Below are 20359 nucleotides of genomic sequence, written 5' to 3' on the forward strand. Positions count from 1 at the left end.
GAAAAAATCACTACCAAACTCACAACTCCTCCTCCCACTCCTCCTCAAATTCCTCCCACTCTTCCTCCTCCTCACCTTCCCACTCCTCCTCTTCCATAACTAGGTTGTTCATGCTCGATCAATGATGACTTAAAAGAATTCTTAAAAAGCATTACCTATCTGATAATTCATATGTATTATCAAGCAATAATTGTTCATTATTTGCGCCTTTATGGTGAATCTCCCTGGTGATTTCATGAGGTAGGTGTGGTTTATAAAAGGTTGGGGTGAGGAAGTAGTGGGGGTTAATGTGGATTTTAACTTGGTCGTGTCTACAGGGAGGAGGTTAGAGGGTCGTTGCGCTGATGAGCTTAGGTACATTGGTGACTTAGTCGGTATGAGGATTGCCCAGACATCCTTCACGGGCTTTGACGGGTTAATAACGGGTTACGTGGATGGCGATCCCGTGGAATTCACCAGGAAGTTAAAGGAGCTCGTTAGTAGTGGTCGTTATGTACCGCGGTTCGTACTTAAGGTCGTGCCCGTAATGAGGACCGTGAAGACGAATATTGAGGAAATCAGTAAGGCCGCGGTTGAGTTGGCCAGTAGGTACCTGGGACCTAATGAAACCTACAAGGTTGAGGTTAGGAAGAGGGGTGTTGATCTTGATAGGATGGAGATTATTGATTCAATAGCTTCGAAAATAAGTAATAAGGTTAGGCTTGAGAACCCGGATAAGGTTATCCAGGTTGAGGTCTTCCCGTCAAGGACTGGAATTAGCGTCATTAAGGAGGATGACATTTTCTCCCTCATGAAGATAAGCGTTAATACACAGCAGGGTGGTGAGTAATTCATTAATCAATTAACCATAATCCTTTAATTACTTCACGGAACTTTAAATCAATGGATGTAACAGTCATTGGAACAGGGAGGATGGGTAGTGCATTGGTTAAGAGATTAGCCGGGCAGGGCTTTAATGTCTATGCATGGAATAGAACCAAGGATAAACTGAAGGACCTACCTGCGAAGGCCATCGATGATATTTCACAGGCCCGGGGGGTTACCTTCATATTTGTTTCTGATGACGAGGCATTGAACGCTGTTAAGGGCGTTGGCGGTGACGTGATTGTGCTATCAGGGACCTACAGCATTAGCGCCGTTACCGCATTTAACGTTAGGTTCACGGGCATGGGCAAGGGATTACTTGCGGCTCCGGTTGTTGGGGGTCCCGGCGATGTTGAAAACGGAACCGCGATATACCTGGTCGGTGGGCCTGAGGCGACGTATCAAAGGGTTAGGGAGGTGTTTGATAGGTTGGGTGTCGTGATTAGGTTACCGACGGCTGAGTCGGCAATGGCGCTTAAACTCGCCTATAACGCGTTCCTAATAGGTACGATGGCGTTGCTCGGCGAATACGTGGTGCTTGGCAGGACTTATGGCGTTGACGATGACACATTGAGAACCTTACTATTTAAGACTGTGTTTAAGGATGTGGCGGAGAAATACCTTGACAGAATGCTTAAGCCTAAATCACCGCCATCATTCACATTGGCCCTGGCGGCTAAGGATGTGCACTACGCCGTTAAGTCAGCGGGCGATGCCAAGACCCCATTGGTTGTTTCCTCAGCCGTTAAGTCCCTATACGAGTTATTAGCTACCCTTGGCTTTGGCAATGAGGATTACGTTAGGGCCGGACTGCTCGAGCTTATTGGCGGTTTAGGGAAAAATAATGCTTATTAAGTCCACAGTTTAATCGTGCTTGATGAGCGAGAGCGCCAAGGTTGAGGTTGAGAGGGTTTACGTAATTAACCTTAGGAGGACCAGGGAGGTTTCAAGGACCAAGAGGTCCCCATACGCCGTTAGGTTGATTAGAAGATTCGTGGCCAGGCACATGAAGGTTGACCCTGAGAAGGTTAGGATTGATAATAGCGTTAATGAGTTTGTCTGGTCAAGGGGCATTAAGAAGCCTCCGAGGAGGATTGAGGTGAAGGTTACTAAGTATAGCGATGGTACTGTTAAGGTCACGTTGAACGTTCCTGAGAAGACCGAGGGAAAGGCTGAGGCCAAGGCGGAGTCGAAGTGAATTGGCCTTAATTCACGATTCCTGAATTAGCCGATTCTTTTTAAAGGGCTTTTTATCCCTCATTAACGTGGTCAGTAACAGGACGTTGCAATTAATGTCTAGGCTTTTCACGGCAATTCTATACCTAGCAATCTCCCTAATAGCGTTTGTCATTGATTTCCCGTTCTACCCAGTACCGGTTGCGCTTCTAATCATAGCCGTTACCACCGCACTGGCCTACTCAGGGCATGTTAAGCTCGGCTTCGCAATAATGACAATACTCCTAATACCGGCACTGCTCTATGTCTATAAATACGCGGCGCTCGGTGTACTGCTCCTCATATTAATCCTGCTCATAATGATTAGGGTCTTTGATTGGTTGGGTGTTGGTGTTGGCATGCTTGCTTGGGAGTTTTCAATAATGCCTAACCCACTCCATGTCCTCTCGGTACCCCTAATACTGACTTCGCCAAGCCTGACGATTGGGGTTACGAAGAGAGTGACGCCTCTCAAGTCGTTGATAACGTTCTTAATACTCTACATACCAACACTACTACTGCTAAATGCTAATAATGCCGTTATTCCATGGTTCGGCTATGTAAACATGAACCTAGCACCACTGCAATCGCTCACGGCTAATTCAATAATGAGCGCGTTGGGGGGCATGGACGTGGGGCTTTACGGGGTGTCCCAGGCAATTAGTAGGGTCTTTACCTGGACCAGCACCTACGTATTACCGCCCGTGATGGCGTTGACGGCGTATATAGCGTACGCAATATCGAGTAGGTTAAGGTCTCACGATAATAGGGTGGTTAGGTTCCTCGCACCAGCCATTGGCACGATGAGCGCCTACGCATTAATGACCTACCTACTATTCTATATGAACCCATACTTCGGGCTTTATCAGGGCATTGACGTAAATACATTAATGCAGGGCTTATTACCGGCCCTGGTCATAAGCCTCGCCATACTACCATTAATAATGCACTTCAGGCTTGTTGAGATTAAGTTTGAACAGGAGGAGAAGCAGTCAGTGGTTGCCCTTGAGCGTGGCTACCAACTGATCCTCAATAAAGATGACCTGAAGTCGCTAGCTAATGAGTGGGATAACGTGGTTGGACTTGATGACATTAAGAATGAAATAGAGACCTCGGTAATAACGCCACTTAGGGACGTTAAGTTATCCCAGAAGTACGGCTTAATGCCAATACATGGAGTACTACTCTTTGGCCCTCCTGGTGTTGGTAAGACAATGCTTGCCAGGCGATAGCCGGTAAGTTGGGTTGGACAACGATAATAATGAACCTCGGCGAATTACTCAGCAAGTACTATGGTGAGAGTGAGAATAGGCTGACTGAGCTTTTCAAGGCCGCCAGGAACTACGCGCCATCTGTAATAATAATTGATGAGTTTGATGCCATTGGTAAGGCCAGGACTAGGTACGTGAGCGATGACGTGACGCCAAGACTACTAAACATACTGCTTAGTGAGATGGACGGGATAACCAAGAGTAATGAGAATATCCTGGTTATCGGAACAACAAACCAGCCGGACCTGCTAGACCCTGCCCTGCTCAGGCCTGGCCGATTTGATAAGGTGATTTACGTGCCGCCGCCCAATGAGGAGACGAGGGCTAGAATGTTCGAGGCAATGCTAAAGGGTAAGCCTGTTCAGGGACCGATTGACTATGCGAAGCTTGCTAAGATGACTGATAGGTTCACGGGCGCTGACATAATGAATGTGGTTAGGACGGCGGTGCTTGAGTCATTAAAGGATGGTAAGCCATAACCCAGGGTAAGCTTGAGGAGATAATCAATAGGTATAAGCCGAGCCTAACCTACGACTTACTAGAGAAGTACGAGGCCTTTAGGCTTCAGTATAGTAGGTTGAGGACTTATGGCAAGGCCCAGGTCGGTATTCCAGAGGTCACCTGGAATGACGTTGGTGATCTTGAGGAGGTTAAGGAGGTCATTAATAAGTATGTAATAGCCACGATGCAGAGGAGGGATATACTTGAGAAGCTGGGTATTGAGCCTATACATGGCATTTTACTCTTCGGCCCTCCCGGTGTCGGTAAGACGCTCGTTGCGAAGGCAACAGCCAACATGCTCAAGGCAAACTTCATAGAGCTCAATGGCGCTGAGTTGGCTAGGGTTGGGCCTGAGAGGGCCGCTGCGGTGGTTAAGGACGTGTTTAACATGGCCCGTGATAATGCCCCAGCCATAATATTCATTGACGAGGTAGACTCTGTCGCACCACCCAGGGATTCGCCCATGGGCAGTGTTTGGTCTAATGTCATTGCCCAATTACTGACAGAGATGGATGGGTTGAGAGGCTTAACAACGTAATCGTTATAGCCGCCACAAACAGGCCCTGGTTCATCGACCCAGCACTCCTTAGGCCTGGTAGGTTTGATAAGGTTATCTATATACCGCCACCAAATAGGGATGCTAGGCGTGAGATAATTAGGATTCACATTAAAAATGCCGAGGTTGAGGAGGGGGTTATTGATTGGGTTGCGGAGGTTACCGAGGGCTATAGCGGTGCTGACCTGGCGGCATTGGTTAGGGAGGCTAAGATGAGGCTCTGGATAGGGTGTTGAGTGGTGATAATAAGGTTAGGATTACTAGGGAGGATTTTGAGTACGCACTTGGTAGGGTTCACCCATCATTGAATAAGGAGTTGCTTAGTCAGTATGAGGATTTCGTGAGGAGGGTCAACTTAATGGTTTAGTCGGTATTTCCATCCCTGTAATATGAAGATTATTGTAGGCTTAGTAATTTAAAGGGTACTCTCCACATTATCGTCATGAGTCAAAAACCTGAAGCATTGAAGAACGTAATCGAGGAAGCGATGAAATTGGTAAAGGAGGGGTATTCCCTAACGAGTATTGTGAAGGAGGTTACCGAGGCGATTAATAAGAATGTTGGATTAAGCAAGGTGATATTCAATGAGATAAGGGAGTCCATGGTTAAGATAAGCCCCGGCAATGTACCGGTAGGCCTATTCACACAGTGTGCGTTGATACCGAGTTACTACCTGACCGGTAAGACGCCGAGTATTGATTGGGGGGACGTGACAATGCACCTACTGGGTAAGATGATACATAGCCTCGCCATTGCCGAGATAAAGAATAGGCTTGGTAATAAGTGCATAGAGGGTGTTGAGGTCATGTACACGTATAATGCCTGGACCATGAGGGGTAAGCCAGACCTTGACTGCGGTAATTACTACCTGGAGTTTAAGACGATAATGGGTAGGGTCACAAAGGCTAGGTTATTCCACGACCTAATACAGGCGGGTTTCTACTCGGCGGCGGGCAATAAGAACACGTACATACTATACCTGGTGCTCGGTGACGGTGTTTTACGGAACATAGTGCCCATCGAGGTCATTCCCGAGGTTGGTTACCCAGTTATTTATGCCTTTAAGCTTTGGGTGAAGGCGGTGGAGGGTGGCGATATTGGTGCATTAACTGTTAAGACGACATCATGTAAGGTTTGCAGGTTTAGGGATATATGTATAATGAGGACTAGGAACCCTCACGAGGTCTTCCTACCGGGTAAGGAATTACTTGATAATTATCTCGACTATGTAAAGCATGAGGTTTCGAAGGCAGGGGTCAAGGTGGTTGGTTGATGAGCCTTGAGGAAATAACAGACCTTGCGAATTACCTACTGAATAAGTTGCAACTTAGGGATACTCACTTTGTAACATCAATAGCTAAGTGCTCATTACTGTCGCTGAGGAGGGACGTTAGTATAATGGATGAGGCATATAGTGAGTACTTACCGAGGGTCTTAACGGTATGCGCCACGGAGAAGCACGTGATTAGGGTTGAGGATTTAACTATTGAATTACCAAGGCTCCTTAGGTGCGGTGAGTCGTTAGTATTACCGAAGCTAATGCTCCTCAAGGACAATGCTAAGTCCCACATAGTCGAGGCATTACTTGTGGCTGCACTGCTTAATACCGAGATTCAACTACACTACCTATCTAAAAACATCAGTGGTGATATTGAGGAGGGCTTGGCAATAGCAATAAAGCCAGAGTGGGGTAAGGAATTGCTTAACGCAGTCCTTAACTCGTTGAGGAATAGGGAGGTCGGCGTTAAGACCATGAACTGCGCGGCATGCCCATTAAGGGATGTGTGCCCATTCAGTAAGTTGGGTGATAAGGTTGTGCTTCCGGACGAGACTGCGAAGATCGTAGATGAACTTTATAGTAAGTTAATTACTGAACCAGTCATAGCACAGAGGGAACAGGGCACTGGGGCTTTAACGCCGCCAAGCACGTCGGATAAGGAGGGCATTAGGAATTACCTGAAGCAAATAGCTAATTGGGCGCGTTCTCATGGTAGGACGTGGGTTAGTGTTGCCGTTGGTAAGTGCCGGTGTGTGGTAGAGAGGGTACGCTAGTGATTAGGATAACTAGTGGTGGTGAGAAGATTCTTTATAGGCATGGTTCCTCAACCTGCACAGTAGGCACCATAGATGAGTCGATAGACAGGATAAGCATTGACAGGTTCTTAGAGATTGAGGGTGGTGAGGCAGAGACTAGGTGAGTTATTATTGCGTTAATTGTTATAAGGCGGTTATCTAAGCATTGCATTAATGACGTTAAGGATTGGTATTGTCGACACCACCTTCGCTAGGGTCGACATGGCTAAGTACGCAATTGAGGAGTTGAGGAATAATGAGCTCCGTGGTGATAGAGCGAATAACCGTGCCCGGCTTCAAGAATACTCCCTGGGCCGCTAAGCAACTCATTAATAGGGGTGTTGACGCAGTCATGGTGTTTGGCTGGATTGGTCCGAGCCTGACGGATAAGATAACGTATGCGGTAGCCTCGATGGGACTTATAATGCTTCAGATTGAGTATGATAAGCCGATAATAGACGTGACGGTTCACGAGGACGAGGCGCACGATGAGAAGGAGTTGTTTGACATAGCTGTTGATAGGTCAAGGAAGCATGCCAGGAATTTACTATTAATGCTTAGGGGCGAGTTGACGAGGTGGGCCGGTATGGGTCTTAGGCAGGGTCGGCCGGACGTTGGGCCGATCATTAGGTAAAAGCTTTTAATGCCATGCATATGTCATCGTTGTGAGCTCATCCATTGAGCTTGTGAGGAAGATATTCGATGAGTTGGTGGCAAGTAATTTACTTGTTAATGTTAAGGGCAGGAAGGATCCGCTGGTTTCTGAATACGTCATTAAGTACGGCGATAAGTGCCCCAGCATTGCCAGTATTGACGAGGATGTGAGCATGGATAGGGAGTTAACCTGGTATCAAGTATTAACTATGGGAATTGGCTTAAAGCTCAGCATAAATAGGGTCGGCTTAAGCCTGGGCTCAGGTGATGGTTACATAAGGATCACATTAAGGCTTATGAATGGTGATAGGTTGAAGGCGTCTGAGGAGCTCATAATGACCTGTGGAGAGATTAAGGACTCCATTTATGGTAAGTCAATTGTGGATTTATTCATTAACCTGGACGTTATCTCGAGGGTTTTAAATACCGTGAAGGAAAGAAGAAAGTTAAGTGATGATTATATTGATGAATTACTGAAATTCCTAAGTAATGCTAAGTCGAGGATTGAGCAGGACATAAGAAGATTAGTCAGTGCCTATCAATGGTTCGAGGAGTGATGGGTGATGGTTAGGAAATTAATACTATTCCTCGAGATGCATCAACCAAGGAGGTTGAGGTATGGCGTGCTCGATAAGTTATGTGATTTAAGGGGTGATGAGGTTGAGGAGTCAACGATAAATTCCATAATATTCAATGATGAGGTGAATAGGGAGATACTTAATAGGGTTGCTGATAAGTCGTACGTACCAACCTTGAGTTAATGAGGGATTTGGCCAATGATGGTTTTAAGGCGGCTATATCGATATCCGGTTCATTAATTGATCAATTACTGATGTGGAGACCCGAGGTTATTGATCTATTAAGGGATTTGGTGAGGAGGGGCATTATTGAGTTGGTTGCTGAGCCCTATCACCATTCCCTGGCATCATTCATTAGTGGGGATTTATTCCTCGAGGAGTTGAGGGATCATGTTGAGATGAATAGGTCATTATTTGGTCAGGCACCCGTTGTCTTCGAGAATACGGAGTTTCTCTATAGGAATGATTGGGGTGTGTTGATGGAGAAGGCAGGTGCGTCGGTGGTTCTCACGGAGGGGTTGATTGGGTACTCGGTTGGAGAAGCCCTACGTACTTATACGGCGCACCTAATTCGAGAATTAGGCTATTACTTAGGCATTACCGGTTGTCCGATGACATAGGCTTTAGGTTCAGTAATAGGTCTTGGGATCAATGGCCATTAACCGCTGATAAGTACATGGCCTGGGTCAGGGCAACTCCGGGAGACTTTGTCCTGGTTGGTCTGGATTTTGAGACATTCGGTGAGCATCACTGGCGTGAGAGTGGGATATTCGACTTCCTTACGTGGCTCCCAAAGGAAGCACGTAGAGCAGATGTTGAGTTCATACACCCATCATCATTGGCGAATGATGAGCCCATTGACTATTTAGACATACCATCAGTGATATCCTGGGCCGATGTCGAGAAGGACGACAGCGCATGGCAGGGAAATGACCTTCAAAGAATAGCCCTTAATCACGTGGTCTCCATAGGCAATTTAATGAGGCGCATGGCCTTGAAAAGACGTGGAAATACCTACTAACGAGTGATCATTATTACTACATGTCGATGAAGCACGGACCAAGTGGTGAGGTCCATAACTACTTTAATCCCTATAACTCGGCATTTACGGCGTTTAAGACAGTCGAGGACATCGTCGTTGGTATTACCTGCGCCCTCGCCAATGCGGGTAAGGTTAGGTCTCATGTAATTAAGTAGGTCATGTAAATGGGCATTATGGTGAATAAGGTATTAATTACCGTTAAGTCGTCCTTTGAGTATGGCGTAAGGCAGGACATTAGGGATTATTTGTTCTTCTTTGATAGGGGCGTGAATGTTAGGGCTACGGAATTCAGGGGCGTCTTAATAGTGGAGACTAATAGGGATTCTAGGTATGTGGCTAATCTTCTAATTAATGCGCCAATACCCGAGAGTGTCCTTACTTCGATAGTCCCGATTATTTATGAGGGAATTTACAATACTATTAATGATTTAATGGTTGTTGTTCGTAAGTACGTAAGTAGTGATTGCAGGGCCTACGTTGTTAAGTGTAGGTTGCGTGGGTCATCAATTAGTAATAGTAATTGTGAGAATGCGATTATTAATATGTTAAGGAGCCTCGGCTTTCACGCGATGTATAGGGGTGATTCTGACTGCGCGGTTGTTGTTGAAGGTTTGGGTAATTGGTTTGGCATTTATGTTGGGCTAGGTCGTTTGTGAGGGTTTAGTGAAAGTTTCAGTAAACCCTAGGTCAAGGCTTATATAGTAACCAAAAACTATTTTTTTACCTCTCTACTAAAGAAATAGTAAATGCCGAGGATTTTTAAGAACGAGGCTGCATTAACGCCGGAATATATACCAAGTAAGTTACCGCATAGGGAGGAGCAATTGAAGCAGCTTGAGACGTACTTTAGCGGTTTCCTCGAGAATCCAGGCTCTATGTATCCAAAGGTCGTGCTCATTGGTAGACCCGGCAGCGGTAAGACGGTGACGAGTAGGAAGTTTGGGAGTTACGTGGTGAGGTCGAGTGAGAAGGTTAGGTATGTCCACGTGTCCTGCTTCCTCAATAGAACACTAAGTTCGGTGCTAAAGGACATTGGTGTTCAATTAAACATTGCAATACCAAAGAGGGGATTCTCAACTGAGGAGTTGCTTAAGATGCTTTTAGACATGGTTAAGGAGAAGGACATGTACGCGGTGGTGGCCCTTGACGACGTATTCCACTTGGTCAATAATAGTGGCCCACATGCACTGGGCACCTTGATAAGGCTTGGTGAGGAGTACGTAAGTAGGGGCGATAAGTATAGGTTTGGCTTAATCCTAATTAGCCAAGACCTGACCTTTAGGGACCAACTCGATAGAAGCTCACAGAGTGCGCTTGGTAATGCCGTGATTAAGTTCGAGCCATACACCAAGGATCAGATATTCGAAATACTCCTGGCAAGGGCTCAGGAGGCCCTGATTGATGGTGTGTATGATGAGGAGATACTGGAGATGATCGCGGATGTGGCTGGGGTTGATGAGCAGTCATTGGATGAGCATAGGGGTGATGCCAGGTATGCCATTGACATACTGTGGAGGGCCTCAAAGCTCGCTGAGATGAAGGGCGCGGATAGGATCTTACCTGAGCATGTTAGGGAGGCCATAAAGAATACACTTAGAGGTATTAGGAGTGATGAGTTGAGGATGCTGCCGCTTCATGAGAAGATATTCCTGCTAGCCATTGTTAGGAGTTTAATGAAGAATCCTAACTCGCCATACATACCCTTTGGGACTGCCGAGGATGAGTATCAAATGCTCTGTGAGCAGTATGGTCAGGAACCCAGGAAGCACACTCAGCTGTGGGAGTACCTTAGGGACTTGAATACGAAGGGCTTTGTTGAGACTAGAACATCGAGTAAGGGTATGAGGGGTAGGACGACATTAATCTCAATACCATCGGAGCCCCTGGAAACACTGGAGGAGGAGTTGGAAAAGATCATTAGGGGTGAGTTGGGTACGTGAGTATTGACTTCATAGAAGACCTATTCTCATCGAGGATTAGGGTTAGGGTGCTTAGGGCCTTGATTAGGTATAAGGAAGTTAATATAACGAAGCTCTCCAGGGAATTGGGCGTTAATTATAAGGTGATTGAGTATCACATAGAGGCCCTTAAGAGACTTGGCATTGCGAGGAGAAGAGGTTTGGTAGGATAAGGATAATAAGGGTTAGTGAGGGTGACCCACGGGTTTTAGCGATTGAGCGCTTCTTCACAGAGCTTGAGCAGGCATTTGCTAACCAAGCTGGTTCGCAAAATCGAGGATCCTCTTAGCCAACTTATAATGCACATAATCAACCAACTGGCCCTCAAGCTTATTGCCCCACGGCCCTCCTTAACGGCCTTCTCATAGGCCTCAACAACCCTCCTGGCCCAATTAATCTCCTCCTCACTCGGTGAGAATACTTCATTAGCCACTGGTATCTGGCTTGGATGAATGACCTGCTTACCAATGAATCCCATGGACTTAGCCTCAATGCACTCCCTCCTAAAGCCCTCAATATCCTTAATATCGAAGAACACCTTATCGATTGGGTCAACGCCATAAGCCCTCGCCGCGGAGACAACGACGGTCTTAAGGACTTGGTTTTGCTCGTAAGTCTTCACCACGCCACCAACCGAAAGCGCGAAGTCGGCTGCTCCATAGGATACTGCGGTAATGCCCTCACTCCTGACGATATCCTCGACCCTAAGCAACCCCTTGGCAGTCTCTATGAGTGGTTCTATTTCCCTGCCCGTAGCCTTATAAACAAAGCTCAGATCGAACTCAGCCTTTGGAATCACAATGCACTTAACGACATCGATCTTGTACACAGTATCAATGTCTGCATAGAAGAAGGGTGTCTTTGGGTCATTAACCCTAACGCAGACCTCCTTACCCTTCCAATCAAGTTGCGGTAGTAATTCTCTTATTAACTTACGTGCTGCTTCCTTACCGTCAATTGGCACGGCATCCTCGAGATCAATAATCACGGAGTCAGGCCTTAACTCAAGGGCTGCCTTCCTAATCATGTGCTCATTATTACCTGGAACAAATAATTGGGACCTCCTCAAAACCACAGGAGATGCTGAATTCATTCATTATTAATTTTTACTCATTAAAACACCAAAACAGCCCTACCCAAAACCCTCTGGTTCACTAAATCATTATATGCCTGGTTAACATCCTTAAAGCTATAAACCCTATAAATAGGCTTAATAACACCCCTATGAAGAAGGTCAACGGCCTCAAGAACCTCCCTTCTCGTATATGCGGCAGAACCAACTATCCTATGCTCCCTCATTACAGTGAGTGCGGGTCTCGTTAACCTAATCTCCTCGCCCTCTGTATTGCCTATCAACACCAACGTTCCCTCACGCCTTAACGCCCTGAGACTCTCGTTTATCGTGGCCGCACCCACTATCTCCAGGGCAACATCAACATCCCTAACCCTTCTTGAGAACTCCCTGTCAGTAATGACTTCATCTGAGTACTTAGCCACAAAATCCGCCTTGCCAGGCGATGTTACAGATATTACATACGCGCCAATACTCTTCAGATACTGAATAGTGTGTATACCGACACCGCCCCCAGCCCCTGTCACCAGGACCCTGGTGCCTGGGCCAACATTACCTAACTTACTAGCGTGTATTGCTGTCGCCAGCGGACATACTGCTGCGGCGTACTTAACGTAGTCGTTATCCGGTAGCTCAAATACGTTACTCCTCGGTGCTATTACGGCCTCTGCGTAACCGCCTGGTCTGCCCTCACCGAAGAATTGAAGGTTGACGCATAGGTTCTCCTTACCAGCCCTGCAGTATGGGCATGTACCGTCAGTAATGGCTCCAAATATGCCGACGGCCTTTCCATTAAGCTCACCAAATATTTCATGCCCAAGAACTAGGGGAGGCCTTAAATTCCTGAAGCCGCCTCTCCAAATGACCAGGTCACGGCCGCAGATACCCTCGGCCCTTACCTTCACCACAACATCGTTGGGCCCAGGCTCGCCAATGTCGTACTCCTCAATACTGAAGGCTTATTGAATTCCCTCAACACTGCCGCCAATACTCGCATTACTGATGTGCGGGAGTGGACTGATTATTAAACTAACTAATACATATTTTATTTAGGACTTAGTGCTAACTCCCTTCAGTCAACTCTTTTCTGTCAAAGTAATACTTATTTCCTCAGCCCTACTTTATATTACGTGGATACATGCGTCGTATTGCCCACGATAAACGAGGCCGATAACCTAAGGATATTACTGCCAATGCTAAGGAATTACCTAATTGATTATGATTGGTTCGTCGTGGTTGTTGATGATGGTAGCACTGACGGTACCCAGGACGTTGTCACGGAGTTTGCCAGGGCAACAGGTAGGGCGGAACTTATCGAGAGAGGTGCTAGGCTTGGCCTGGGTAGCGCTATTAAGACCGGCATGAGGGCATGCTAGATAGGGGTGCCAAATCAATCGTTGTCATGGATGCTGACCTGCAGCACCCACCTGACGTTGTACCCAACCTTGTTAATGCCGTGCTTAGGGATGGTGTGGACTTGGCAATAGCCAGTAGGTATGTTAGGGGTGGTGGTATTGTTGGTTGGTCATTCAGGAGACTCGCCATTAGTAAGGGGGCTACGTACATGGCTAGGTTATTAATGCCCTGGACCCGCAGTATCAAGGATCCAATCAGCGGATTCTTCGCCGTGAATGCGGGCAGGTTAAGGGATGTGATCGACCTTCTCAGTGATTCCTCGGGTTATAAATTAATCCTAGAGTTGCTGACGCTGTTTCATGCTAAGTATGGCGATTCACTTAGGATTGTTGAGGCGCCGTACGTATTTAGGAATAGGGTTTATGGTGTAAGTAAGTTGAATGCTCATGAACTGATTAATTATTCATTACTCGTACTTAAACTAAGTAATTACTCAGTGCTTAAGTACTTGTTATCCTTAATCGTAGGCTCAGTCGTTGGTTATGTGTTCTTTAATGCATTATCGAGCATAAACCCAGTGGCTGGTAACCTAATATCCATAGAGCTATCCTTAATCACTGTTATCACGATTTATCAATTACTAATGGGAATTAAACCGCAATTACGGTACTACGCCAAGTACCACCTGGTTAAGTACGTTGCTGTGGCTGTGAAGTTAGTTCTTTACATGACGTCAACGCCCGTTCTAATCGTGCTGGCAATATCAGGCCTAATACAGTTATTAATGACGCTTAGGATAATACCGATAAGTCCGGCGGTAATGCACGTGTTATGAATTATGAAAGACCTTTTAACCTAATTACCTCACTGCGATTCATGAATGAGAGTGCTTCTAACGACGGTACCTGGAATTGAGGATATCGTGATTAATGAAATTAGGGAATCGTTTAAGGGTAGGGTTATTACAACTGAGGTGTTTGGTTCTTCTAACGTAACCGGTAAGGTACTGGCAAACATTAATGACGTGACTATTAGCGAGCTAAAGGCGTTAGGTACCGTAGAGCACGTAATAATGGTCCTAGACATAAGGAATGTTGGTAGGGATATAGGGAGTTTGAGGAACTGCATTTGGCAATTAAGGCTTAATGAAATACTTAACTACTACACGCCAAACACCACGATTGGTATAATGGCCGATAGGACTGGGGATCATGAATTCAGGAGCCCAGAAGCTGCAGCGCTACTTGGTGAGAGGATTTCTGAATTTTTAATGTCCATGGGCATTAGACCACTCTTTAACCTTGACAATGCAGACCTCATTTTGAGGCTCATAATCGACCAAGACAGGTGCGTATTGGGCCTATCAATAACCCGTAAGCCTCTCAGGAATAGACCGTATAGGAGGTTTAATCACCCAGCGGCGATAAACCCCATACTGGCTAATGCAATGTTTAGATTATTAAACCCTGAATCATCATCGAGGATTTGTGACGTCACCTGTGGTAGTGGTACGATTGTTATTGAGGGCGCTTTAATGAGAAGGGACACGGCCTTTCTATGCGCAGATATTGATTATGGCTACGTCAATGGCGCGTCAATAAATGCTAGGGAGGCCGGGGTAGATCATTTAATCGATTTCGTAGTCATGGACTCAACGAGGCCGGCTATTAGGGATAACGCATGTGCATACGCTATCTTTAATCCTCCATTTGGGATTCGTGTCGAACCACTTAAGGGGATAACGAGCTTCTACGATTCGTTATTTAGGGCGCTGAAGGACGTTCTTAGGGATGGTTCGAGCATGGTCTTCATCACGGTTAGGAAGTCCCTGGTTAGGAAGTTACTCGTTAAGTATGGGTTTAGGGTAATGAGCGAGAGGGTTGTCGAGCAGGGTGGGGTTTGGAGTTCAATTTTTAACGTTGTTAAGGAATGAGGAATAGATTGTTTTGATTTTAAGGAAGCCCTACTGAGCCTTTGGTATGAATGACCTCTGATCCTCATTTGGGAATAACCTATCAAGGACCTTCCTAGGCACCTTATACACCCTGAGGGCTATCTCCCTAATTAACTTGTCATGAGGCACGCACTTGGTTAGATTAAGCCTAAGGCAATGCGTATACTTCATTATCTTCTTCTCCTCAATCTTCTTAATATTGCCAAGCGCTATGTCCTCGGCGACTCTAAAGGCTACGTAGAACCTCACATACCTCATGAACTTACCCGCTAGGTCTGGAAATGCCGTACTCAGCGCCTTATACGTGCCCACGAAGTCCTCCTCAGGGAAGAACCTCATTATGGTGCCAGTGAATACATACCTCAAAAGCCTAAACCCCCTCTCCTCAGTCCTAGGTCCCAGCGTCTCATTATCGACCATCTTCCTAAATTGCTCAGTATCGTTATTATCGTTTAATTGGAAGTTCCTAGCCTTAAGAAAGCCGTAGATCTCGTCGCACGCGATCTCAACGTTGAATAAACCCTTAAAGGCATTGGTTAATTCCCCATCTAATAAGCCAAGTCCGTACTTACCGATTATGTATATCGTGGCTATCTCCTTATCGTAAATCCTAACCTTACTCAAGCCCCTGAAGCTCAATACCCTTCTGCTTATATACGATGTAAACTAACTCCTCAAGCTGATTCCTAGTGCTTACCTCATTCCTCATTATCTTACTCCATATCTCCGTCGCAGCCTCAATACGGCCCTTATACAGCTGCCTAACATCTAAGCCACTACTCATATTAGCAATTCACCTACTCTAACACAACCGAAAAACCAGCGCCTTATAATCCTTGTGCTTCAGGGCCTATGACTGGGCGGCGGCCTTAACCTGCTGAGCCTGCTTCGGTAGATTATTATCCTCATTGGAAGCGGTAACTTAGACGAGGCCCTCCTGAGGGCCTCCTTCGCATGCGCCAGGTTCTTACCCTCAATCTCGAGGTGTATTATGATTGTGCCAGGCTGAGGATCCTCGCGGCTCTACCCGACGGAACGCCAAATGCCAATCTCATACCCTGCTGAAGACGGTCTGCACCAGCCATGGCCAACATTTTATTCTCCCTAATCACGTGAAATGGATAAACATTTATCTTGAGGTAGAAGTTGGGGTCACCAACGTACTTAGATAGGTACTTATACGCCATCTGTCTGGCGGCCTCAAGCGCATTAGCCTTATCTGCCCAGCCTCCTCAGCAACAAGCTCAGCCACATAATCAAACCTAACCCTCTCCTTAGGCTTGGTATTGCCAAGCTCAAACCTAGGTATTTGAACATATGGAGCACCTGCTATGTACTCAGTCCTCGTGTAAGGCCTCTTCAGTCTCCTATAACAACGACCAGCCTAAGCGGCATGGTGGCGTCGAATTACTGGGAAGCATGGGTATTTAAACACTACGCCCCTAGATCCTGCTAATCCTCAACGAACCAACATACTTCTTGATCCATGAAACAAGTTCGTCGTACGTTCTCTCGCCATCCCTCGTGAGCTTCACAAAACCATCACCGTCAATAAGGACTAGGTTCCTCTCAATCATCCAATTAAGGTATCTCTCTAACTTATCATAAGATAAACCGCAGGCCGTGGCTAACCTAGTCCTCTTCATAGGCCCATTATTGACCAGGGCCTCAATAATGCGTGCCAATACGTATAGGTCAGGCCTGAATTCCCTGGAGTTCATGGTAAATCCACCTAAGCTCAATGATTAAGCCGCCCAGGGACCATAGCCTTTTAGCGTCGTTGGATAGGTCATCCCATTCAATGGCTAGTGCAATTACGAGGTCAATTATTACGGCCATGGCTATTGTATACCACGTCCAGGAAGTATAGCCTAGGAACATTATCAATACCGACACCGCCATGAAAATGAGTAGAAAAAGGAGTATTGATAATGCTAATAACTTGACTATAATTACTAGGCATAACCAATCCTAGCCCTATTAATTTTATACTCAATATCATCAAAATCCAGTGTCGATAGAATCTCGAGAATGCCGGAAACACCCAACTGCATTTTTCATCCCAATCACCATAAGCACTTACATTCTTTATCAATTTATCAATACGCGTATAGACGTAATACGGCACTATTATTAACACCGCAATTATGGTGAGTATACCAAGCCCTGATGGCAATAGCGTTATTTCCTGGGCCATTACTATGTATGTTATAATGGACATTATGTACGCCCCAGCATCACGGCAATTATTATCAATGCGTTAGTTAAGATCCTCGGTAATTCATTAAGAACATTATTAACACCTTCAATGCGAATAAGCGCGTCCCTAAGCATCATAAGCTTAGCCTTAGCATCTTCAATGCTCATATTACAAACACCACCTTGCTTACCTGGACCACGACCACTATATTATTACTACTATTGGTTGTTACCAATAGGTAAGTGCCGTTCCACAGGGTGATATGTTACTAAAGAACTGTGAGATAAGTGATGTCGTGTTTAATGGCATTAAATACATTGATTTGAGGCTAAATGTCGTTTCATAAATTACGAGGGGATTACTTAGGCTATTTAATGAATACGGCATCACCGAGGCATTGGGTAATGGAATAACTCCGGCGCACTCAGGATATGCCATATAGTTACTTGGCGTAAATAGAAACGTAAACCTAATGGTACTATTGGGTTCTAGAGTCACTCTTGTGCCATTACCAAGATATATCATTAATGGTACATTTGTTTGATGGATTAGTTATGGTCACTATTACCTTGGCATACGCATTATGAATGACGAGTATCGACAATATGAATCCCGTGGTTGAATTTACGGTAAATATGCCCGCTGGAATAGCATACGTATTGATTTCTATGTTTTGCCAATTTAGTATTATTATGGCTATCTCGGTGAGTACGACTATTAATAATGCTATGATTAATAATCGATCCAACACCTTACGCCTACCCATTATGGATATTACGGTTATTAATTAATAAATTAAACTCCCTCAGGGAGAGTAACCATTTACTTAGAACCTTTCTGTGATTGTACCCTTATTATCGCCTCGGCAATGTCGCCATTAGTCTCCTTCAACGCCTTAATCGCCTCCTCCCTAGTGCAACCAGTCTCCTCCATGACGAGCTTAATATCGTCCTCGCTCGGTTCATACTGCTGTGCAGCCTTTGTGGTGGTTTGTTGGGGTTGTTGTATTATTAATGATGGCCTCGGCTGTGGCGCTGTCTGTTGTGGCTTGGTGACTTTAACGTCGGAGTCGCTGGCCTGTACCTGGTATATTGATAATCCCTGTATCCTCATCCTTGCGACCACGGGCTTATTAATCTCGATGGTCGACCCATCGCCTAAGTAAATAACCACCTTCGTGACGTTACTCACCTCCTCAAGGTTAAGGTCCTGAATGCCAAATCGCTTAAGTAGTCTCCTGACCTCCCTTGGGTTTATGCCCACGATACCTTAATGCAAATGGGTGTATTTAAACAATTTTTACGCCCTGTATTGCTACCCGCAGTATGGTCCTAGCATCTGCGCAATTGTTGGTGATGAGCATCCATAACCAAGTACGTGGGTCGGGAAGTACTGAATCACGTAATACACATAGCCGCTATTAATCATAGCCTCAAGGGATCTACCATACTCAACCTGGAATATGGCGCAGTATGGGCACTCAGGGTCTAGGAACTCAATAACCGTTATATTCGCGTTTGGATTGCCAATCCTTAAACCAGAGGAGATCAACTCGCCTATGAGTGACACCTGGGTTGAGTTTGCCCTAAATCCATAGCCAAGCTCCTGGCCTTGATAGGTAAATACTGTTATGTTACCCCTCAGGGCATCATTGATTGCGTTAAAGACGTATGGGGATGCGCCGGCTAACACATATGTTATATTGTTTGCCCTGTCATAGACTATGAATAATGGTGTACCGAGTAAATTACCTGGTATGTTGAGTGTGTAGGCTATCGTGTTTATATTATTTAATGCACCAATTACTGTATTCACAAGGTCCTGGTCACTCTCACTCACTGCGCAATTAGTATAGTGGCTTGCTAAGTATTGATACTGGGCGATTGGGTACACCAGCAGGTACGTAGTATTACCTGTCTCCTCATAGTCGTATATGTAACTGTACGATATTGTGTATATGCTATTCACGGCACTCAACGTGGCATTTGCACCGTACTTATTATAAATGCATACAAGGTTAAGCCAATTCTCGACACCCCTCTCAAATGCCGTTGTGATTAACGATAATTGCGAGGATGCGGAGGACTGGGATGATGAGCTGGATGAAGAGCTTGATTGACTTTGGGAAGTGCTTGTTTTTATTGGTGGCTTAAGCGCGAGGAAGTAAATTAATACCGCGGCTAGTGCTACGGCAAGTACTATGACGGCTACTAGGAGCATCCTATTTATGTTTGCGCTGTTCGACATAATCCCTAATCAATGATTGAATTAAGTTAAAAACCTTACTAACATTCCGTAGACTCCTAAGAAAGCATTATAATTACTCAATAGAGTAATGTTGTAATGGCAATTCGATTAAGGATTAAGTTATCATCGATTATGGGTAAGACGACGGTAACAAAGGCTTTAGTGACCACGGGCTACGAGACCCAGGAACCGGAGGTGTTAATACCGAGGAGTATTGCCGAGGATTTAAACCTACTACCCAAATTACCCAGTGGTTCTGAGGTTAGGAATTACGTATTGGCTGATGGGACGGTGACTAGGTTAATACTAATTCCTAATGCGGTTCAGGTCTGGGTTCTTGAGAATGATAGGGAGGTTGGCGGCATTATGGCCCATGCCGCAGTTAGTGAGCGTGCTGATGAGGTGCTGCTGAGCGATAAGTTGGTTAGTAAGTTGGGCATTGTTTTGCTGGATATTGGTGAGGGTATTTGGTGTTTTAGGGATGAGGTTGGGAAGATGGTTAGGAGGAGCTATAGACCCTAGGAACGCCTTAACAGCGTTTATGAATGCGTCCACCGATGGCTTGCCCTGGGTGAATCCCTGCCCGTAGGTTGTTGATCCACCACCCTTACCATTAACGCTTGAGTTGAGCCTTGCCATTAAGTCCCTAACACTCACGTGCCTCGCGGTTTCGGGGCTTAGGTAAACCATGTACTCGGTACCATTACCAACCCTATTAATTATTAATAGCACCGTATTGGGCCTGGCACTTAGGTATTCCTTGGCAAATTCCTGTATGTAACTCCTATCCTCATTCTCATACTCCATGTATGTAAATC

At 45.7% G+C, this 20359-nt stretch carries 28 protein-coding genes and 6 pseudogenes; 22 read left to right on the forward strand and 12 right to left on the reverse strand.

Annotated features, from left to right (window positions below):
- Positions 1 to 277: 277 nt before the first annotated feature.
- The 19 genes and pseudogenes from JCM16161_RS06070 (at position 278) to JCM16161_RS06125 (ending at position 10885) form a co-directional block, all read left to right on the forward strand.
- Positions 278 to 829 (forward strand): THUMP domain-containing protein, encoded by a 552-nt coding sequence (locus JCM16161_RS06070; RefSeq protein ID WP_243669769.1) that lies wholly within the window; start codon positions 278 to 280, stop codon positions 827 to 829.
- A 53-nt stretch (positions 830 to 882) separates the two neighbouring features.
- A complete protein-coding gene (locus tag JCM16161_RS06075) occupies positions 883 to 1719 on the forward strand; it encodes an NAD(P)-dependent oxidoreductase (protein WP_054855300.1) in 837 nt (278 codons plus the stop codon).
- Positions 1720 to 1741: 22 nt separating this feature from the next.
- The gene (locus tag JCM16161_RS06080) at positions 1742 to 2062 is read left to right on the forward strand and encodes a 50S ribosomal protein L31e (protein WP_054855301.1); all 321 of its coding nucleotides are present in this window, start codon (positions 1742 to 1744) and stop codon (positions 2060 to 2062) included.
- A 67-nt stretch (positions 2063 to 2129) separates the two neighbouring features.
- Positions 2130 to 3311: an ATP-binding protein gene (locus JCM16161_RS16225; RefSeq protein WP_243669771.1), complete on the forward strand. Its 1182-nt coding sequence runs from the start codon at positions 2130 to 2132 to the stop codon at positions 3309 to 3311.
- Positions 3312 to 3319: 8 nt separating this feature from the next.
- On the forward strand, positions 3320 to 3829 hold the full coding sequence (locus JCM16161_RS16230) for an ATP-binding protein (protein ID WP_243669773.1): 510 nt from the start codon (positions 3320 to 3322) through the stop codon (positions 3827 to 3829).
- A 206-nt stretch (positions 3830 to 4035) separates the two neighbouring features.
- A pseudogene (locus JCM16161_RS16235) lies at positions 4036 to 4415 on the forward strand (AAA family ATPase); the annotation flags it as partial.
- Between the two features lie 132 nt (positions 4416 to 4547).
- Entirely contained in the window at positions 4548 to 4643 is a 96-nt protein-coding gene (locus JCM16161_RS16240; RefSeq protein ID WP_243670199.1) for a hypothetical protein, read from the forward strand.
- The gene (locus JCM16161_RS16245) at positions 4637 to 4774 is read left to right on the forward strand and encodes a hypothetical protein (protein WP_243669776.1); all 138 of its coding nucleotides are present in this window, start codon (positions 4637 to 4639) and stop codon (positions 4772 to 4774) included. Before JCM16161_RS16240 ends, JCM16161_RS16245 begins: the two co-directional genes overlap by 7 nt.
- Before the next feature lie 75 nt (positions 4775 to 4849).
- Entirely contained in the window at positions 4850 to 5680 is an 831-nt protein-coding gene (locus tag JCM16161_RS06090) for a hypothetical protein (RefSeq protein WP_054855302.1), read from the forward strand.
- Positions 5680 to 6459, forward strand: a complete 780-nt coding sequence (locus JCM16161_RS06095) for a hypothetical protein (protein ID WP_243669778.1) — start codon at positions 5680 to 5682, stop codon at positions 6457 to 6459. Before JCM16161_RS06090 ends, JCM16161_RS06095 begins: the two co-directional genes overlap by 1 nt.
- Positions 6459 to 6605 (forward strand): hypothetical protein, encoded by a 147-nt coding sequence (locus tag JCM16161_RS16250; RefSeq protein WP_243669779.1) that lies wholly within the window; start codon positions 6459 to 6461, stop codon positions 6603 to 6605. The genes JCM16161_RS06095 and JCM16161_RS16250 overlap by 1 nt, the downstream gene beginning before the upstream one ends.
- A gap of 49 nt (positions 6606 to 6654) precedes the next feature.
- Positions 6655 to 7114: pseudogene (gene ribC, locus JCM16161_RS06100) on the forward strand (riboflavin synthase).
- Positions 7115 to 7145: 31 nt separating this feature from the next.
- Positions 7146 to 7691, forward strand: coding sequence for a hypothetical protein (locus JCM16161_RS06105; protein WP_054855303.1), 546 nt, complete (start codon positions 7146 to 7148; stop codon positions 7689 to 7691).
- A 6-nt stretch (positions 7692 to 7697) separates the two neighbouring features.
- Positions 7698 to 7895 carry a hypothetical protein gene (locus tag JCM16161_RS16255; protein WP_243669780.1) on the forward strand — a complete coding sequence of 66 codons (198 nt, stop codon included), beginning with the start codon at positions 7698 to 7700 and terminating at the stop codon, positions 7893 to 7895.
- Positions 7896 to 7966: 71 nt separating this feature from the next.
- Positions 7967 to 8733 (forward strand): annotated as a pseudogene (locus tag JCM16161_RS16260) (glycoside hydrolase family 57 protein).
- Between the two features lie 20 nt (positions 8734 to 8753).
- Entirely contained in the window at positions 8754 to 8909 is a 156-nt protein-coding gene (locus JCM16161_RS16265) for a hypothetical protein (protein WP_243669782.1), read from the forward strand.
- Positions 8910 to 8927: 18 nt separating this feature from the next.
- A complete protein-coding gene (locus JCM16161_RS06115; RefSeq protein WP_243669783.1) occupies positions 8928 to 9410 on the forward strand; it encodes a hypothetical protein in 483 nt (160 codons plus the stop codon).
- A gap of 90 nt (positions 9411 to 9500) precedes the next feature.
- A complete protein-coding gene (locus JCM16161_RS06120; RefSeq protein ID WP_054855304.1) occupies positions 9501 to 10694 on the forward strand; it encodes an ORC1-type DNA replication protein in 1194 nt (397 codons plus the stop codon).
- Positions 10691 to 10885 carry an ArsR family transcriptional regulator gene (locus tag JCM16161_RS06125; RefSeq protein ID WP_054855305.1) on the forward strand — a complete coding sequence of 65 codons (195 nt, stop codon included), beginning with the start codon at positions 10691 to 10693 and terminating at the stop codon, positions 10883 to 10885. Before JCM16161_RS06120 ends, JCM16161_RS06125 begins: the two co-directional genes overlap by 4 nt.
- A 35-nt stretch (positions 10886 to 10920) precedes the next feature.
- On the opposite strand, the gene JCM16161_RS06130 is transcribed toward JCM16161_RS06125, so the two are convergent.
- Together JCM16161_RS06130 and JCM16161_RS06135 are read right to left on the reverse strand one after the other, a co-directional pair.
- Positions 10921 to 11805 (reverse strand): CoA ester lyase, encoded by an 885-nt coding sequence (locus JCM16161_RS06130; protein WP_243669785.1) that lies wholly within the window; start codon positions 11803 to 11805, stop codon positions 10921 to 10923.
- Between the two features lie 20 nt (positions 11806 to 11825).
- Positions 11826 to 12692 (reverse strand): alcohol dehydrogenase catalytic domain-containing protein, encoded by an 867-nt coding sequence (locus JCM16161_RS06135; RefSeq protein ID WP_243669787.1) that lies wholly within the window; start codon positions 12690 to 12692, stop codon positions 11826 to 11828.
- A gap of 285 nt (positions 12693 to 12977) precedes the next feature.
- Here JCM16161_RS06135 and JCM16161_RS06140 point away from each other — a divergent pair.
- Together JCM16161_RS06140 and JCM16161_RS06145 are read left to right on the forward strand one after the other, a co-directional pair.
- A pseudogene (locus JCM16161_RS06140) lies at positions 12978 to 13975 on the forward strand (polyprenol monophosphomannose synthase).
- A 45-nt stretch (positions 13976 to 14020) separates the two neighbouring features.
- Positions 14021 to 15073: an RNA methyltransferase gene (locus tag JCM16161_RS06145; protein ID WP_054855306.1), complete on the forward strand. Its 1053-nt coding sequence runs from the start codon at positions 14021 to 14023 to the stop codon at positions 15071 to 15073.
- Positions 15074 to 15103: 30 nt separating this feature from the next.
- On the opposite strand, the gene JCM16161_RS06150 is transcribed toward JCM16161_RS06145, so the two are convergent.
- From JCM16161_RS06150 to JCM16161_RS06185, 9 genes and pseudogenes are all read right to left on the reverse strand, one after another.
- Positions 15104 to 15718 carry a DUF2192 domain-containing protein gene (locus JCM16161_RS06150; protein WP_243669789.1) on the reverse strand — a complete coding sequence of 205 codons (615 nt, stop codon included), beginning with the start codon at positions 15716 to 15718 and terminating at the stop codon, positions 15104 to 15106.
- The gene (locus tag JCM16161_RS16270) at positions 15711 to 15878 is read right to left on the reverse strand and encodes a DUF2192 domain-containing protein (RefSeq protein ID WP_243669790.1); all 168 of its coding nucleotides are present in this window, start codon (positions 15876 to 15878) and stop codon (positions 15711 to 15713) included. The genes JCM16161_RS06150 and JCM16161_RS16270 overlap by 8 nt, the downstream gene beginning before the upstream one ends.
- 66 nt (positions 15879 to 15944) lie before the next feature.
- Positions 15945 to 16457 (reverse strand): annotated as a pseudogene (locus JCM16161_RS06155) (50S ribosomal protein L16).
- A gap of 79 nt (positions 16458 to 16536) precedes the next feature.
- The gene (locus tag JCM16161_RS06160) at positions 16537 to 16815 is read right to left on the reverse strand and encodes a winged helix-turn-helix domain-containing protein (RefSeq protein WP_243669791.1); all 279 of its coding nucleotides are present in this window, start codon (positions 16813 to 16815) and stop codon (positions 16537 to 16539) included.
- Positions 16790 to 16990 carry a hypothetical protein gene (locus JCM16161_RS16275; RefSeq protein WP_243669793.1) on the reverse strand — a complete coding sequence of 67 codons (201 nt, stop codon included), beginning with the start codon at positions 16988 to 16990 and terminating at the stop codon, positions 16790 to 16792. The genes JCM16161_RS06160 and JCM16161_RS16275 overlap by 26 nt, the downstream gene beginning before the upstream one ends.
- A 324-nt stretch (positions 16991 to 17314) precedes the next feature.
- The gene (locus JCM16161_RS16280; RefSeq protein WP_243669795.1) at positions 17315 to 17461 is read right to left on the reverse strand and encodes a hypothetical protein; all 147 of its coding nucleotides are present in this window, start codon (positions 17459 to 17461) and stop codon (positions 17315 to 17317) included.
- A gap of 341 nt (positions 17462 to 17802) precedes the next feature.
- Positions 17803 to 18060 carry a hypothetical protein gene (locus tag JCM16161_RS06175; protein ID WP_054855309.1) on the reverse strand — a complete coding sequence of 86 codons (258 nt, stop codon included), beginning with the start codon at positions 18058 to 18060 and terminating at the stop codon, positions 17803 to 17805.
- A 56-nt stretch (positions 18061 to 18116) separates the two neighbouring features.
- Complete coding sequence (locus tag JCM16161_RS06180; protein WP_054855310.1) at positions 18117 to 18557, reverse strand: nascent polypeptide-associated complex protein; 441 nt, start codon at positions 18555 to 18557, stop codon at positions 18117 to 18119.
- Between the two features lie 51 nt (positions 18558 to 18608).
- Positions 18609 to 19541 (reverse strand): thioredoxin domain-containing protein, encoded by a 933-nt coding sequence (locus JCM16161_RS06185; protein WP_054855311.1) that lies wholly within the window; start codon positions 19539 to 19541, stop codon positions 18609 to 18611.
- Between the two features lie 96 nt (positions 19542 to 19637).
- Between JCM16161_RS06185 and JCM16161_RS06190 the strand changes: the two genes are divergently transcribed.
- The gene (locus tag JCM16161_RS06190) at positions 19638 to 20063 is read left to right on the forward strand and encodes a hypothetical protein (protein ID WP_054855312.1); all 426 of its coding nucleotides are present in this window, start codon (positions 19638 to 19640) and stop codon (positions 20061 to 20063) included.
- A gap of 57 nt (positions 20064 to 20120) precedes the next feature.
- On the opposite strand, the pseudogene JCM16161_RS16285 reads toward JCM16161_RS06190, so the two are convergent.
- A pseudogene (locus JCM16161_RS16285) lies at positions 20121 to 20348 on the reverse strand (hypothetical protein); the annotation flags it as partial.
- Positions 20349 to 20359 lie beyond the last annotated feature (11 nt).

The organism is Vulcanisaeta sp. JCM 16161 (assembly GCF_001316285.1).

Coding starts and splice junctions, on each gene's coding strand:
- JCM16161_RS16255 (WP_243669780.1), top strand. CDS start 7,698: ATGGTTAGGAAATTAATACTATTCCTCGAGATGCATCAACCAAGGAGG.
- JCM16161_RS06175 (WP_054855309.1), bottom strand. CDS start 18,060: ATGGGTAGGCGTAAGGTGTTGGATCGATTATTAATCATAGCATTATTA.
- JCM16161_RS06130 (WP_243669785.1), bottom strand. CDS start 11,805: ATGAATTCAGCATCTCCTGTGGTTTTGAGGAGGTCCCAATTATTTGTT.
- JCM16161_RS06120 (WP_054855304.1), top strand. CDS start 9,501: ATGCCGAGGATTTTTAAGAACGAGGCTGCATTAACGCCGGAATATATA.
- JCM16161_RS06095 (WP_243669778.1), top strand. CDS start 5,680: ATGAGCCTTGAGGAAATAACAGACCTTGCGAATTACCTACTGAATAAG.
- JCM16161_RS06080 (WP_054855301.1), top strand. CDS start 1,742: ATGAGCGAGAGCGCCAAGGTTGAGGTTGAGAGGGTTTACGTAATTAAC.
- JCM16161_RS06115 (WP_243669783.1), top strand. CDS start 8,928: ATGGTGAATAAGGTATTAATTACCGTTAAGTCGTCCTTTGAGTATGGC.
- JCM16161_RS06075 (WP_054855300.1), top strand. CDS start 883: ATGGATGTAACAGTCATTGGAACAGGGAGGATGGGTAGTGCATTGGTT.
- JCM16161_RS06190 (WP_054855312.1), top strand. CDS start 19,638: ATGGCAATTCGATTAAGGATTAAGTTATCATCGATTATGGGTAAGACG.
- JCM16161_RS16280 (WP_243669795.1), bottom strand. CDS start 17,461: ATGAGCATTGAAGATGCTAAGGCTAAGCTTATGATGCTTAGGGACGCG.
- JCM16161_RS16270 (WP_243669790.1), bottom strand. CDS start 15,878: ATGAGTAGTGGCTTAGATGTTAGGCAGCTGTATAAGGGCCGTATTGAG.
- JCM16161_RS06145 (WP_054855306.1), top strand. CDS start 14,021: ATGAGAGTGCTTCTAACGACGGTACCTGGAATTGAGGATATCGTGATT.
- JCM16161_RS06160 (WP_243669791.1), bottom strand. CDS start 16,815: ATGAACTCCAGGGAATTCAGGCCTGACCTATACGTATTGGCACGCATT.
- JCM16161_RS06185 (WP_054855311.1), bottom strand. CDS start 19,541: ATGTCGAACAGCGCAAACATAAATAGGATGCTCCTAGTAGCCGTCATA.
- JCM16161_RS06090 (WP_054855302.1), top strand. CDS start 4,850: ATGAGTCAAAAACCTGAAGCATTGAAGAACGTAATCGAGGAAGCGATG.
- JCM16161_RS16265 (WP_243669782.1), top strand. CDS start 8,754: ATGTCGATGAAGCACGGACCAAGTGGTGAGGTCCATAACTACTTTAAT.